We start from the raw sequence: 14653 nt of genomic DNA on the forward strand, positions 1-14653 counted from the left end.
CGTCCAGCGCGAGGCGATTGGCGCCGTCGGCGAGATGCTCCTGCACTTCCTGATAGCTTGCGGTCATTTTCTTGACCAGCGTTGCAGTGGTGTTGAAGTGGGTGACCACTTCGTTCTGATAACTGTCGAAACGTTCCTGAATATCGTCCAGCTGACGTTGCGTGCGGTTAGGCGCAGCATTTGGCGCCAGGCGAGCGATCAGGAATCCAATGGCGACACCCACAACCAGGGCAAGAGTCGGCAACAACCAAACTAAGAGCGAGTGTTCCACGAGTCCTTCCTCTATAAACGGCTTTGCTTTACGTTAACGGCTCGAACCTGCGCTGTATACCGCGATTCACTCGCAATCCATCAGCACAGACAATTTGCTAGACGAGTCGACCCGATTCGGGGTCACGGAGTTCCTTCCTTGCTTATGCGCGAAACCCCCGTAGTGATTGATGGCCCGGTGGGTCAGCTGGAAGCTTTGTATCTGGACGTCGAGCAGCCCTCTGGGCTGGCGCTGATCTGTCATCCGAACCCGGTGCAGGGCGGTACGATGCTTAACAAAGTGGTCTCGACCCTGCAGCGCACCGCGCGCGATGCCGGGTTAATCACCTTGCGCTTCAATTACCGAGGTGTCGGCGCCAGCGCCGGCAGCCACGACATGGGCACCGGCGAGGTCGACGACGCGCAGGCCGCGGCGCAATGGTTGCGGGCGAAACATCCCGACTTGCCGCTGACCCTGTTCGGTTTCTCCTTTGGCGGTTTTGTTGCAGCAAGTCTCGGCGGACGTCTTGAAGCTCAAGGCGAGCAGCTCAAGCACCTGTTCATGGTCGCGCCGGCGGTCATGCGCCTGGGCGACCAGGATCAACTGCCGCAGCACGGCGATCTGACCCTGATCCAGCCGGAAACCGACGAAGTCATCGATCCGGCCGTGGTTTACGCATGGTCGGACAAGGTGGAACGCCCCCATGAGCTGCTGAAAGTGGCAGAATGCGGACACTTTTTTCATGGCAAGCTGACCGATCTCAAAGATTTGATCCTGCCGCGCCTTTCGAATTGATTGCAGTCTGACAAGCGATTACCCATGACGACCCGTACCCGCATCCTCACCGGCATCACCACCACCGGCACGCCGCATCTGGGCAACTACGCCGGCGCCATTCGCCCGGCAATCCTCGCCAGCCGCGACAGCAATGCCGACTCGTTCTACTTCCTGGCGGACTACCACGCCCTGATCAAATGTGACGACCCTCTGCGCATCCAGCGCTCGCGTTTGGAAATCGCCGCGACCTGGCTGGCCGGTGGTCTCGACGTCGACCGCGTGACCTTCTATCGCCAGTCCGACATTCCGGAAATCCCCGAGCTGACCTGGCTGCTGACCTGCGTTGCCGCCAAAGGCCTGCTTAACCGCGCCCACGCCTACAAGGCCTCGGTCGACAAGAACGTCGAAACCGGCGAAGACCCGGACGCGGGCATCACCATGGGCCTGTACAGCTACCCGGTGCTGATGGCCGCGGACATCCTGATGTTCAATGCACACAAAGTGCCCGTCGGCCGTGACCAGATTCAGCATGTGGAAATGGCCCGCGACATCGGCCAGCGCTTCAACCACCTGTTTGGCCAGGGCAAGGAATTTTTCACCATGCCGGAAGCGCTGATCGAGGAAAGCGTCGCCACGCTGCCCGGTCTCGACGGTCGCAAGATGTCGAAAAGCTATGACAACACCATCCCGTTGTTCAGCAGCGCAAAGGACATGAAAGACGCGATCTCGCGGATTGTCACCGACTCCCGCGCGCCGGGCGAAGCGAAAGATCCGGACAATTCGCACCTGTTCACCTTGTTCCAGGCATTTGCCACGCCGGCGCAGTCCGACGAGTTTCGCAGCGAACTGTTGCAGGGCCTCAGTTGGGGTGAAGCAAAAAGCCGCCTGTTCCAGCTGCTTGACAGTGAGCTGGGTGAGTCCCGCGAGCGTTATCATCAACTGATCGAACGCCCGGCGGACCTGGAAGACATGCTGCAGATCGGCGCGAAGAAGGCCCGGGCTGTGGCGACGCCGTTCCTCAACGAACTGCGCGAAGCGGTCGGCTTGCGTTCTTTCGTTGCGCAGACTCAAGTTGCAGCAACCGCTAAAAAGAAAGCCGTTAAAGGCCCGCGTTTTGTCAGCTTCCGTGAAGAAGACAGCAGTTTCCGTTTCCGTCTGCTGGCGGCCGATGGCGAGCAACTGCTGCTGTCGCGCAACTTTCCGGACGGCAAGACTGCCGGTCAAGTGACCAAGCAATTGCAAGCGGGCCAAACATTGGATGTGCGCAGCGAAGACCGCAGCTTCAGTGTCTGGCTGGAAAGTGAATGTGTAGCGGACAGCCCGACATTTGCCGACAACACCGCTCGGGACGCTGCCATCGAGACGTTGCGCATCGCTCTGACGCCGGTTCAGGAATAATCAGCGGCGCGGTCCGACCAAGGGCCGATTGCCATTCCCACGGGCCGTCGCTACAGTGACGGCCCGTTTTTGTTGCCTTGCTAACGAATTATGACGCCCCTAGAACGATATCAAGCAGATCTGAAACGCCCGGATTTCTTCCATGACGCCGCGCAGGAAACTGCCGTGCGCCATTTGCAGCGCCTGTACGACGATCTGGTCGCAGCCTCGCAACACAAGCCGGGCCTGCTCGGCAAACTGTTCGGAAAAAAGGACCAGGTACCGGTCAAAGGCCTGTATTTCTGGGGCGGCGTGGGTCGCGGCAAGACTTACCTGGTCGACACGTTCTTCGAAGCGCTGCCGTTCAAGGAGAAGACCCGCACACACTTCCACCGCTTCATGAAGCGCGTGCACGAAGAAATGAAAACATTGGGCGGCGAGAAAAACCCGCTGACCATCATCGCCAAGCGCTTCTCCGACGAGTCGCGAGTGATCTGCTTCGATGAGTTTTTCGTCTCCGACATCACCGACGCCATGATCCTCGGCACCCTGATGGAAGAGCTGTTCAAAAACGGCGTGACCCTGGTCGCCACCTCGAACATCGTGCCGGACGGTCTGTACAAGGACGGCCTGCAACGTGCGCGCTTCCTGCCGGCCATTGCACTGATCAAGCAACACACTGAAATCGTCAACGTCGACAGCGGCGTCGACTATCGACTGCGGCACCTTGAGCAAGCGGAGCTGTTCCACTTTCCGCTCGACGAAGCGTCCCACGAAAGCCTGCGCAAGAGCTTCCGCGCGTTGACCCCGGAATGCACGGCGGCCGTGGAAAACGACGTACTGATGATCGAGAACCGCGCCATCCGCGCCTTGCGTACCTGTGACGACGTCGCCTGGTTCGAATTCCGCGAGTTGTGCGATGGCCCTCGCAGCCAGAACGATTACATCGAACTGGGCAAGATATTCCACGCGGTGCTACTCAGCGGCGTCGAGCAAATGAGCGTCACCACCGACGACATCGCCCGGCGCTTCATCAATATGGTCGACGAATTCTACGACCGTAACGTGAAGCTGATCATTTCTGCAGAAGTCGAACTCAAAGACCTGTACACCGGCGGTCGTTTGAACTTCGAATTCCAGCGCACGCTGAGTCGTCTGCTGGAAATGCAGTCGCACGAATTTCTGTCCCGGGCGCATAAGCCTTAGGACAATTCGGAAAATAAAACGGCCTGCATTGCAGGCCTTTTTTTTGCCAAAAAACTCCTGTCATAGCTGATTGTGATCGAGCATGGCGAGTGCGTTTCAATCCTGTTTCAGAAAATCCGCCAATTCATCCTGCCGCTCGCACCCTACCAGCAGCCATAGCAAAATCCTCGTCTTGCGCGGGCACACAAACCCGGCCATCAACGCGCCTTTGCGCACCAGATCGATTTCGCTGCCATCAAAACCATAGGTTGCCCGAGCAGTGGAGCCTGAGCCCGTTCGGGTCGCTACGATCACTGGAATGTGTTGGGCGATGAATTCAATCGTGCGCGCCCAGCTTTCGGAAACGTGCCCGGCACCGAAACCTGCAATCACCAACCCTGCGTAGCCCAGTCCAGAGATGTTTTCGAGAATCCGCGTGTCGGCTGAAAGGGAAGCTTCCAGCAGGGCGATCCTGTGACCGGTCTGGTGCGGCAGCGGCAGGACTTTGCGGGGGGAGGGCGGTCGCAGGTAGCAGACGGAATCTTCGACCAGCAGGCCGGCGGGGCCGACATTCGGAGAGGAAAACGCCTGGAGCGCCAGGGAATCGGTTTTGCGCACCGCGCTCGCTTGATGAATCTGCCCATGAATGACCACTTGCACACCCCGTTGCCGACTGCTGGCGGCCAGTGCAACGCGGCAAGCATCCAGCAGATTCGCCGGACCGTCGGCCCCCGCTTGCGCGGCTGAACGCATGGCGCCGGTCAGCACCAGCGGTTGATCGTGGTGCCATAAATGGTCGAAGAAAGTTGCGACTTCTTCCAGGGCATCGGTGCCTTGGGTGATCACAACGCCGGCGGCCCCTTGCTTGATTTGAAAGCTTGCCCAGGACAGGACGCTTAACAAAAACTCGAAATCCACAGACGCGCTGGGCAGCATTCCGAGCGTTTCTACGTTGACCCGTGCGAGTGTTTTCAACTCAGGCACAGACGCCAGAAGTGCTTCGCCGTTAACCATCGGAATGACGCCTTCGCTGATATGGCGGGCTTTCATGCTGACGGTGCCGCCAAGTGCTGCGATGGCCAGTTTAGGCAGGTCCATGGAATACCTCGTGTGGGTAGAAGAATAAAGGCTGTGCCCGGAACGGGTTCCTGGCACAGCCTTGGCGGCCTTCATCAGTTGCTCGTCAACCAGCCGACAACTGGAATGATCAGCACGGTGCTCATCGCCATCGACAGGACATTGCCGATAAAGCCATGCATGTCTGGCGGCAAGCGCTTGGCGAAGGCACAGGCCAGCGGCGGCGCGATCAGTGCGCCCAGCACTGCGCTCGAGACAATCACCGGCCAGGTGCCGCCATACGTCAGCACCGCGGCCGGTACCACGGACACCAGTGGCACGTAAGTGGGGTACCAGCCGAGCCGGATCCACTGCCGACGCCAGACGACAACCCCAACTGCCGAAGTCAGCGCCTGCGCGCCGATCAACTGCGGCAACAGGCCTGAACCGTACGCCGGGCTCAACGGGTTCAGGGTGAACGCCAGCAAGGCCCCAACGATCAGGCCGAGGCTGGCCCATTCGTTGCCGTAAAACGGTGCTTCGGAAAAGTCTGCCAGCACCCGACGCAGGCTCCAGACAACGCCGTAATCAGGTGCTTTGCCGACTGCGGGCGGCGGCTCCGGCGATTTGCGCGACTGCTCGGATTTCACCAGGCTCGGCAAGTAACGGCAGAGCAAAAAGGCCACGACGCTGGCGACGGCCATGCCCGAAACATTGCCAATGACCACCGGCAAACCGAGCGGCACGCACACGTAGTTGACGATCAGCAGGCACATCGGTGTGACCAGTAGCGCACCCATGATTGCGCCATTGATCGTGACCTTCCAGCCTGCGCCGAACATCAGCACCATCGCCGCCGGCAAGGAAACGAAGGCGGCGAAAGTCGGTTGCCAACTGTCGGCAGTCACGGTCCAGCCCCACAACAAATTGCTCAGCAGCAGGCCCAGCAATGAACTGGTGATCAACCAGGGCCATAAGCCGGTGCCGTAACAGATGCTGAAACCTTGCCAGACTTTGCCCGTGCGGTTTGCCCAGTACGCGAGGTAGGCACCCGCCAATAATCCGATCGAGGCGAACTCGTGTTTGTAGAACGCAACCTCGCTGATGTCACCGATGACCCAGCGCAACCACGCGCCGGGATCGGGAAGGCTCGAGACCATGTGCACGTAATCCGGCCAGTGGGCGGACCAGGACTCGCGGTGAGTGAATGACAGCCAGATGATCGACAGCGCCGCGCCGAGTACCAGCACAACAATGGCGATATCCAGCGTTGATCGCGCGACCAGGCGGTTCTGTGTCTGTTTTTGGGTTGAGGATTCCATCAGTCATCGCCTCCGGTCAGCGCGGCAGGCAAGGGTGCTGAAGGTACCCCAGCATCGGATCGTAGAGGTCGGTGCGGCGATCGCGATGCAAATCGTTCAGGCTGTTCCAGATCGGCGCGCTGCGGGAGCTGGTCAGGTCTATATCGGCGAACAGGATTTCCTGCTGATCGGCCGATGCCACAGCACCGATCGGCCAGCCGTTGGTACCGGCGATCAAGGAACAGCCCAGGTAACGCGCGCCTCGTTCTTCGCCAATCCGGCTCGCGGCCGCAATAAACACATTGTTGACGTGGGCAGCTGTCATGGTCAGGTACGAAGCCATGCATTTGCCGGCCTCATCGAACAGCGGCGGTGGTGTCCAGACCCAGTTGTTCAGGCTGCAGATGATGTCCGCGCCTTGCTGGCTGAGGATGCGCGGCACCTCCGGAAACCAGATGTCCCAGCAGATCAGCAAGCCGATGCGACCGATTGGCGTATCGAACACCGGGAAACCCAGATCACCCGGCGTGAACCACAACTTTTCCAGATTCCACAAATGCGCTTTGCGGTACTTGCCGATGAAGCCGTCAGGCCCGAGCAGAACACCGGTGTTGAACAACCGCATGCCGTCGCGCTCGGTCAGGCCGGCCACCAGATAAACCTGGTGCTCGCGAGCAAAGTTCATCCACGCCCGCACGCTCGGTCCATCGGGAACACCTTCGGCATGGTCGAAGGCGTCCTGCCGGGTTTTGAAGAAGTATCCGCTGCTGGACAGCTCCGGCAGGACGATCAGATTCGCTCCGCCCAAAGCGGCTTCTCGAGCCAGATCCAGGCTCTGACGCAGATTCGCGTCCCGGTTTTGCTTGCCGACCTGTGGATCGAATTGCACGACAGCTACACGAACAGGGCTGATTGCTTCGCTCATACCGAATGACCTCTTTTTATTGTTATTCACGCTGTTGAATGGCGTGTTCATAAGAGTCGAATCGGTATGGGCGAGTAAGTCAGCCGCTTCCGTTTAACCTGTAGTCCATGTCCCAAACTGTATTGGCCGAGCTTGGGCTTGGCAGTACAGGATGGCAGGGCTCAGACGCATGAAGGGCCTCTGGCCCGGGATTTTGCGTCAGGTTGTAACGGCGTAATGCGGGTAGTCGGCCATTGAGAAGCCGCCGTTGAAAGTGGCTGCGGTTTTGTTGCAGATTGGTCTCTGCAACCTGCAAAACAATGTGGGAGCGCCTTGCTCCCACATGGGTGATCGGGTCGCGCTCAAGCAGCCCGCTGAAACTGCTGGCGATATTGGTTCGGCGACAAATCCGTGTGCTGGCGGAATAGCCGCGCGAAGAAGCTCGCATCGTCATAACCGACTTCATAACTGATGGTCTTGATGCTCTTGCGACTGCCGGACAGCAAACCCTTGGCGGTTTCGATGCGCAGGCGTTGCAGGTAATGCAGCGGCTTGTCGCCGGTGGCGGTCTGAAAGCGGCGCATGAAATTGCGGATGCTCATGCCGTGTTCGCGGGCCACGTCTTCGAAGCGGAACTTGTCGGCGAAGTGTTCTTCGAGCCAGTGCTGAATCTGCAGGATGATCACGTCCTGGTGCAGTTTCTGGCCGCCAAAACCGATCCGCCCAGGCGCGTAGTTGCGCTGGACTTCGTAAAGAATGTCGCGTGCCACCGCCTGAGCGACGTTGGCGCCGCAGAAACGCTCGATCAGATAGATGTAGAGGTCGCACGCAGACGTGGTGCCGCCGGCGCAGTACAGGTTGTCCGCATCGGTCAGGTGCTTGTCCTGATTGAGATAAACCTTGGGAAAGCGCTCGGCGAACGCGTTGAAAAAGCGCCAGTAGGTGGTCGCTTCCTTGCCGTCGAGCAGGCCGGCCTCGGCCAGCCAGAACACCCCGGTGGCCTCGGCGCAGAGCACTGCACCACGGGCATGTTGCTGGCGCAGCCACGGCAGAATCTGCGGATAGCGCCTGCTCAGGGTTTCAAAATCGTCCCAGAACGCCGGAAGAATGATGATGTCGGCATTTTCCAGCGCACCGTCCACCGGCATGATCACATCGCTGAAGCTGTTGACCGGTTTGCCATCGGGGCTGACCAGCCGCGTTTCGAACGCCGGTGTCAGGCCGTGGCCCAGTTGTTTGCCGTAGCGCAGGCTGGCCAGGTGAAAGAAATCCTTGGCTTGCATGAGAGTGGAAGCGAAAACCCGGTCGATCGCCAGGATGCTGACGCGCCGTAAAGGCGTGGAGGCTTGGTTAGACATAATTCAACTTTATTCTTATAGGGGAAAGTGGTCACCAGACGGCTGGATCGTCTTATTTTTTGTCTGATGTGTCCAGTGTCCTGTATCGCAGGCGAGGCTTAGTCTCTGGAGGCCAGCTTTCTAACAATAACGACAGGTGCCGCATGATTCCCAGAACCTTGTTCAGTTCCGAACACGAACTTTTTCGTGACAGCGTGCGAACGTTCCTCGAGAAAGAAGCCGTGCCCTTTCACGGGCAGTGGGAAAAACAAGGCTTCATCGATCGTAACCTGTGGAATAAGGCAGGGGAGGCGGGAATGCTCTGCTCGCACCTGCCTGAAGAATACGGTGGTCTGGGCGCGGATTTCCTGTACAGCACGGTGGTGATCGAAGAGGTCGGCCGTCTGGGTCTGACCGGGATTGGGTTTTCGTTGCATTCGGACATCGTTGCGCCGTACATCCTGCATTACGGCAGTGAGGCGCTGAAGCACAAGTATCTGCCGAAACTGGTGTCCGGCGAGATGGTCACTGCAATTGCCATGACCGAGCCGGGTGCCGGGTCCGATCTGCAAGGCGTCAAGACCACGGCGGTGCTTGATGGCGACGAATACGTAATCAACGGTTCGAAAACGTTTATCACCAATGGTTTTCTCGCGGACCTGGTGATCGTTGTTGCCAAGACCGATCCGAAGGCGGGCGCAAAGGGCACCAGTCTGTTTCTGGTGGAGGCGAATACCCCCGGTTTCGCCAAAGGTAAACGTCTGGAAAAGGTCGGGATGAAAGCGCAGGACACCTCCGAGCTGTTCTTCCAGGATGTTCGCGTGCCCAAGGAAAACCTGCTGGGACAGGCCGGGATGGGGTTTGCCTACCTGATGCAGGAGTTACCTCAGGAGCGTCTGACGGTAGCAATCGGTGGGCTTGCATCCGCCGAAGCGGCGTTACAATGGACGCTGGATTACACCCGCGAACGCAAAGCGTTCGGCAAGGCGATTGCGGATTTCCAGAACACCCGCTTCAAGCTTGCGGAGATGGCGACTGAAATTCAGATCGGCCGGGTGTTCGTGGACAAATGCCTGGAGCTGCACCTGCAAGGCAAACTCGACGTGCCGACGGCGGCGATGGCCAAGTACTGGGGCACCGATCTGCAATGCAAGGTGCTCGACGAATGCGTGCAGTTGCATGGCGGTTACGGCTTCATGTGGGAATACCCGATTGCCCGGGCGTGGGCAGATGCGCGAGTGCAGCGGATTTATGCGGGGACTAACGAGATCATGAAGGAAATTATTGCGCGGTCGCTTTGAAGGCGTGGTGACTGTCAGGCCGCCATCGCGAGCAGGCTCGCTCCCACTTGGGTTGTGTGTCGATCACAAGGTGTGATCAACACCAGTCAACTGTGGGAGCGAGCCTGCTCGCGATTGGATTTATGAATCAATCAAGGCGCAGGATTGGGGTGGTCCTTGTGGATCGCCTCTATGCCCTCAAGCACTGCATCGGACAGTTTCAAATCGAAGCTGGCGATGTTGCTGTCCAGCTGTTCCAGCGTCGTCGCGCCAATGATGTTGCTGGTGACGAACGGCTGCTGCGTGACGAACGCCAATGCCATCTGCGCCGGGTCCAGACCATGCTCCCGCGCCAGCGCCACATATCGGCTGCACGCCGCTTCCGACTGCGGATTGAAATATCGGCTGAAACGGCTGTAAAGGCTCAGTCGTCCTTTCGGGGGGCGCGCGCCGCCTTCGTATTTCCCGGACAGGAAGCCGAATGCCAGCGGCGAATACGCCAGCAGGCCGCATTGTTCGCGGATGGCGATCTCCGCCAGGCCTACTTCAAAGCTGCGATTGAGCAGGTTGTACGGATTCTGGATCGATACCGCACGCGGCCAGCCGCGAGCTTCGGCCAGGGCGAGGAAACGCATGGTGCCCCACGGCGTTTCGTTGGACAGGCCAATGTGGCGGATCTTGCCGGCCCTGACCTGTTCGTCCAGCGCTTCAAGGGTGTCTTCCAGCGGCGTCAGGTTGGCTTCGATCTTGTGCTTGTAACCCAGCTGTCCGAAGAAGTTGGTACTGCGCTCCGGCCAGTGCAACTGATAAAGATCGATGTAGTCGGTCTGCAGTCGCTTGAGGCTGGCGTCGACAGCTTCGGTGATGTGCTGACGGTTGTGGCGCAGGTTTTTGTCGCGGATGTAATCGATCGTATTGCCGGGGCCGGCGATCTTGCTGGCGAGGATCCAGTCGGCACGATCGCCACGACTTTTGAAATAATTGCCGATGTAGCGTTCGGTGGTGGCGTAGGTTTCGGCTTTGGGCGGCACCGGGTACATCTCGGCGGTATCGATGAAATTGATCCCGGCGCTTTTGGCCCGTTCAATCTGGGCGAAGGCCTCAGCCTCGCTGTTTTGCTCACCCCAAGTCATGGTCCCGAGGCACAGTGCACTCACGTTCAGATCGGTTCGGCCTAGCTGGCGATAGTCCATCGGATGCTCCTTGGGCAAAACAATCATAAAAGCAGGTTGAAATATTTTTCGCAATCTGCATAATTGCGCACCTCTTTCTGCAGTGGAAGTGATGCGCCGCCGCCGAAGAATCTTGCCGTTGAACGGACGCGCCGACCCGAGCCCCCGAAAGCGTCTGTATCCGGCTGCCTTTGACTTGTCAAAGTACGCACTATTCAGTAAGATCCGCCGTCTAATTTACAGGGCGGCCCCTGAGGCTATAAAGAATGAAAACTTTTACTGCTAAACCGGAAACAGTACAGCGCGACTGGTTTGTCGTCGACGCTGCAGGTCAGACCCTGGGTCGTCTGGCCACCGAAATCGCGAGCCGTCTGCGTGGCAAGCATAAAGCTGAGTACACTCCTCACGTTGACACCGGCGATTACATCGTCGTTATCAATGCCGAGCAGATTCGTGTAACCGGTGCTAAAACCACCGACAAAATCTACTACTCCCACTCCGGTTTCCCGGGCGGCATCAAGTCGATCAACTTTGAAAAGCTGATCGCCAAAGCCCCTGAGCGCGTGATCGAGACCGCGGTCAAAGGCATGCTGCCTAAGAACCCGCTGGGTCGCGACATGTATCGTAAGCTGAAAGTCTATGCGGGCGCTGTACACCCTCATACTGCTCAGCAGCCCCAAGAACTGAAGTTTTAACGGAATAGTTCATTATGTCGGCGACTCAAAATTACGGCACTGGCCGTCGCAAGACCGCAACCGCACGCGTTTTCCTGCGTCCGGGTACTGGTAACATCTCCATCAACAACCGTTCGCTGGATAATTTCTTCGGCCGCGAAACTGCCCGCATGGTAGTTCGTCAGCCGCTGGAATTGACTGAGACTGTCGAGAAGTTCGACATCTACGTCACCGTGATCGGCGGTGGTGTAAGTGGTCAAGCTGGCGCAATCCGCCACGGTATCACTCGCGCACTGATGCAGTACGACGAAACCCTGCGTGGCGCTCTGCGCAAAGCTGGCTTCGTTACTCGCGATGCTCGTGAAGTTGAACGTAAGAAAGTCGGTCTGCGTAAAGCGCGTAAGCGTCCGCAGTACTCGAAGCGTTAATTCGCTTTCTCGTTCAAAAAGAACGCCCTGCTTCCTCGCGAAGCAGGGCGTTTTTTTATGGGTGCGATTTATCAAAGAATTGCGCTGTGACAACTTGCCACACACGCAGAGGCCCTATACTGCAAGGCTTGGCAGTGGAGCCCTTCGGTAATTACCTTGTCAGAATTGGGGCTTTTCATTACCATTCGGCAAAATTTTTATAAGTACATAGTTTTAATTTAGTAGACGCCTGATTTAACAGGCCACAAAGCTGATGGGAGAGGACTGAATGAGCAATGACGGCGTGAATGCAGGCCGGCGTCGCTTCTTGGTAGCAGCCACATCCGTGGTGGGTGCTGCAGGAGCGGTGGGGGCTGCGGTCCCGTTCGTGGGGTCATGGTTTCCCAGTGCCAAGGCGAAAGCTGCAGGTGCACCGGTGAAGGTAAATGTCAGCAAAATCGAGCCAGGTCAGCAAATGATTGCTGAATGGCGTGGTCAGCCGGTATTCATCGTCCGCCGTACCGAGGAAATCCTGGGGAATCTGAAAAAGATCGAGGGCCAGTTGTCTGACCCAACCTCCAAGAACTCGACACAACCGACTTATGTCGACCCGGAGACGCGTTCGATCAAGCCAGAAGTTCTGCTGCTGATCGGTATCTGCACTCACCTGGGTTGCTCGCCGACTTTTCGTCCTGAAGTGGCACCTGCTGATCTGGGCAAAGACTGGGTAGGCGGTTATTTCTGCCCGTGCCACGGTTCCCACTACGATCTGGCTGGTCGCGTCTACAAGTCGCAACCTGCGCCTTTGAACCTGCCAGTTCCCCCGCATTCCTATGAGACTGATGACATCATTGTCGTCGGCGTCGATACGGAGAAAGCGTGATGAGCAAGTTCATGGATTGGGTTGATGCGCGCTTTCCCGCGACCAAAATGTGGGAAGACCATCTCAGCAAGTATTACGCCCCGAAGAACTTCAACTTCTTCTATTTCTTTGGTTCGCTCGCGCTGCTCGTTCTGGTCAACCAGATCGTCACCGGTGTCTGGCTGACCATGAGCTACACCCCGTCGGCCGAAGAAGCCTTCGCGTCGGTCGAATACATCATGCGCGACGTCGAGCATGGATCGATCCTGCGTATGCTGCACGCAGTCGGCGCGTCGATGTTTTTTATCGTGGTTTACCTGCACATGTTCCGTGGCTTGCTCTACGGTTCCTACCAGAAACCTCGCGAGCTGGTGTGGGTCTTCGGCATGCTGATCTACCTGGCGCTGATGGCTGAAGCCTTCATGGGTTACCTGCTGCCGTGGGGCCAGATGTCCTACTGGGGCGCCCAGGTGATCATCTCGCTGTTCGGTGCGATCCCGGTCATCGGTGACGACCTGACGCAGTGGATTCGTGGTGACTACCTGATTTCGGGGATCACGCTGAACCGCTTCTTTGCCTTGCATGTGGTTGCGCTGCCGATCGTTATTCTCGGTCTGGTGGTTGTGCACATCCTGGCGCTGCACGAAGTGGGCTCGAACAACCCGGACGGCGTCGACATCAAGAAACACAAGGATGAAAACGGAATACCGCTGGACGGTATCGCCTTCCATCCGTACTACACCGTGAAAGATATCGTCGGCGTGGTGGTGTTCCTCTTCATCTTCTGCTCGATCGTGTTCTTCTTCCCGGAAATGGGCGGTTACTTCCTCGAGAAGCCGAACTTCGAAGTGGCGAACGCCTTCAAGACCCCTGAGCACATCGCGCCGGTCTGGTACTTCACACCGTTCTACGCAATTCTGCGGGCGGTGCCGGACAAGCTCCTGGGCGTCATCGCCATGGGCGCGGCCATTGCTGTCCTGTTTGTCTTGCCGTGGCTCGACCGTAGCCCGGTCAAGTCGATGCGCTACAAAGGCTGGATGAGCAAGATCTGGCTGTGGGTGTTCTGCATCTCGTTCGTGATCCTTGGCGTGCTGGGTGTTCTGGCTCCGACTCCGGGCCGTACGCTGCTGTCGCAGGTCTGTACTTTCCTGTACTTCGCCTACTTCATTCTGATGCCTTTCTACACCAGGCTCGAGAAGACCAAACCGGTTCCGGAAAGGGTGACTGGCTGATGAAAAAGCTATTTGCTGTACTGATTCTTGCTGCTCTGCCAGCACTGTCCTTCGCCGCTGAGCACGGGGGGCCGGAGCTGGAAAAAGTCGACATCGACGTATCCGATCAGGCCGCCATGCAGGATGGCGCCCGTACGTTCGCCAACTATTGCATGGGCTGTCACAGCGCCAAGTTCCAGCGCTATGAACGCGTCGCGGACGATCTGGGTATTCCTCACGATCTGATGCTGTCGAACCTGATTTTCACCGGTGCCAAGATCGGCGACCACATGAACATCGGCATGCAGCCTGCTGACGCCAAGACCTGGTTCGGTGCGGCGCCGCCCGATCTCACTCTGGTTGCGCGTGTTCGTGGCACCGATTGGCTCTACGGTTACCTGAAAGCGTTCTACGAAGACCCGACGCGTCCCTGGGGCGTGAACAACAAGGTTTTCCCGAACGTCGGTATGCCTAACGTCCTTGCGCCGTTGCAAGGCCGTCAGGTGGTCGGGTGCAAACAGGTGCAGATCGTCGAAGACGGCAAGAAGCAATATGATCCGCTGACCGGCACGCCTTTGACCCATGAAGCGTGCGATCAGTTGACCATCGTGCCGAAAAGTGGAGCGCTGACCGAAGAGCAGTTCGATGAGAAGGTCAAGAATCTGGTAACCTTCCTCGCTTACTCGGCTAACCCGGTTAAGCTGCAGCATCAGCGCATTGGTACCTACGTCTTGTTGTACCTGGCGTTCTTCTTCGTATTTGCATACTTGCTCAAGCGTGAATACTGGAAAGATGTGCACTGATTAAGATTCAAGCAATTGCTGTTAATCGCGCGCGCCCAAGGGCGTCTCTGAATGTGT

15 protein-coding genes are annotated in these 14653 nt (G+C 57.9%); 9 read left to right on the forward strand and 6 right to left on the reverse strand.

Annotated elements, in window-relative coordinates; genetic code table 11:
* Positions 1-271 (reverse strand): YhcB family protein (locus tag F8N12_RS11700; protein ID WP_150580578.1); only part of this gene is annotated, 271 nt, incomplete at its 3' end.
* Between the two features lie 144 nt (positions 272-415).
* Here F8N12_RS11700 and F8N12_RS11705 point away from each other — a divergent pair.
* The 3 genes from F8N12_RS11705 to zapE all read left to right on the forward strand — a co-directional run bounded on the left by F8N12_RS11705 (position 416) and on the right by zapE (position 3610).
* Positions 416-1045 carry an alpha/beta hydrolase gene (locus F8N12_RS11705; RefSeq protein ID WP_150580661.1) on the forward strand — a complete coding sequence of 210 codons (630 nt, stop codon included), beginning with the start codon at positions 416-418 and terminating at the stop codon, positions 1043-1045.
* 24 nt (positions 1046-1069) lie between these two features.
* A complete protein-coding gene (locus tag F8N12_RS11710) occupies positions 1070-2425 on the forward strand; it encodes a tryptophan--tRNA ligase (protein WP_150580579.1) in 1356 nt (451 codons plus the stop codon).
* Between the two features lie 90 nt (positions 2426-2515).
* Complete coding sequence (gene zapE / locus F8N12_RS11715; RefSeq protein WP_150580580.1) at positions 2516-3610, forward strand: cell division protein ZapE; 1095 nt, start codon at positions 2516-2518, stop codon at positions 3608-3610.
* Positions 3611-3706: 96 nt separating this feature from the next.
* Here the strand turns inward: zapE and F8N12_RS11720 are convergent, their stop codons facing one another.
* The 4 genes from F8N12_RS11720 to F8N12_RS11735 all read right to left on the reverse strand — a co-directional run bounded on the left by F8N12_RS11720 (position 3707) and on the right by F8N12_RS11735 (position 8109).
* Positions 3707-4687, reverse strand: coding sequence for an asparaginase (locus tag F8N12_RS11720; RefSeq protein WP_150580581.1), 981 nt, complete (start codon positions 4685-4687; stop codon positions 3707-3709).
* Positions 4688-4761: 74 nt separating this feature from the next.
* Positions 4762-5967: a hypothetical protein gene (locus F8N12_RS11725; RefSeq protein WP_150580582.1), complete on the reverse strand. Its 1206-nt coding sequence runs from the start codon at positions 5965-5967 to the stop codon at positions 4762-4764.
* Between the two features lie 16 nt (positions 5968-5983).
* Positions 5984-6871, reverse strand: a complete 888-nt coding sequence (locus F8N12_RS11730; protein WP_150580583.1) for a nitrilase family protein — start codon at positions 6869-6871, stop codon at positions 5984-5986.
* A gap of 341 nt (positions 6872-7212) precedes the next feature.
* Positions 7213-8109: a GlxA family transcriptional regulator gene (locus F8N12_RS11735; RefSeq protein WP_191623155.1), complete on the reverse strand. Its 897-nt coding sequence runs from the start codon at positions 8107-8109 to the stop codon at positions 7213-7215.
* A gap of 242 nt (positions 8110-8351) precedes the next feature.
* Between F8N12_RS11735 and F8N12_RS11740 the strand changes: the two genes are divergently transcribed.
* Positions 8352-9488, forward strand: a complete 1137-nt coding sequence (locus F8N12_RS11740) for an acyl-CoA dehydrogenase family protein (RefSeq protein ID WP_150580585.1) — start codon at positions 8352-8354, stop codon at positions 9486-9488.
* Between the two features lie 131 nt (positions 9489-9619).
* Here the strand turns inward: F8N12_RS11740 and F8N12_RS11745 are convergent, their stop codons facing one another.
* Positions 9620-10660 (reverse strand): NADP(H)-dependent aldo-keto reductase, encoded by a 1041-nt coding sequence (locus F8N12_RS11745; protein WP_150580586.1) that lies wholly within the window; start codon positions 10658-10660, stop codon positions 9620-9622.
* Positions 10661-10905: 245 nt separating this feature from the next.
* Here F8N12_RS11745 and rplM point away from each other — a divergent pair, with 245 nt between their 5' ends.
* From rplM to F8N12_RS11770, 5 genes are all read left to right on the forward strand, one after another.
* Complete coding sequence (gene rplM / locus F8N12_RS11750; RefSeq protein WP_007905295.1) at positions 10906-11334, forward strand: 50S ribosomal protein L13; 429 nt, start codon at positions 10906-10908, stop codon at positions 11332-11334.
* A 14-nt stretch (positions 11335-11348) separates the two neighbouring features.
* Positions 11349-11741, forward strand: a complete 393-nt coding sequence (gene rpsI, locus F8N12_RS11755; RefSeq protein ID WP_002555064.1) for a 30S ribosomal protein S9 — start codon at positions 11349-11351, stop codon at positions 11739-11741.
* A 268-nt stretch (positions 11742-12009) separates the two neighbouring features.
* Positions 12010-12603 carry a ubiquinol-cytochrome c reductase iron-sulfur subunit gene (petA, locus tag F8N12_RS11760; protein ID WP_008060255.1) on the forward strand — a complete coding sequence of 198 codons (594 nt, stop codon included), beginning with the start codon at positions 12010-12012 and terminating at the stop codon, positions 12601-12603.
* Positions 12603-13814, forward strand: a complete 1212-nt coding sequence (locus tag F8N12_RS11765; RefSeq protein WP_150580587.1) for a cytochrome b — start codon at positions 12603-12605, stop codon at positions 13812-13814. Before petA ends, F8N12_RS11765 begins: the two co-directional genes overlap by 1 nt.
* Positions 13814-14596 carry a cytochrome c1 gene (locus F8N12_RS11770; protein ID WP_150580588.1) on the forward strand — a complete coding sequence of 261 codons (783 nt, stop codon included), beginning with the start codon at positions 13814-13816 and terminating at the stop codon, positions 14594-14596. The genes F8N12_RS11765 and F8N12_RS11770 overlap by 1 nt, the downstream gene beginning before the upstream one ends.
* Positions 14597-14653 lie beyond the last annotated feature (57 nt).

It is taken from the genome of Pseudomonas fluorescens, from assembly GCF_902497625.1.
GTDB lineage: Bacteria > Pseudomonadota > Gammaproteobacteria > Pseudomonadales > Pseudomonadaceae > Aquipseudomonas > Aquipseudomonas fluorescens_BQ.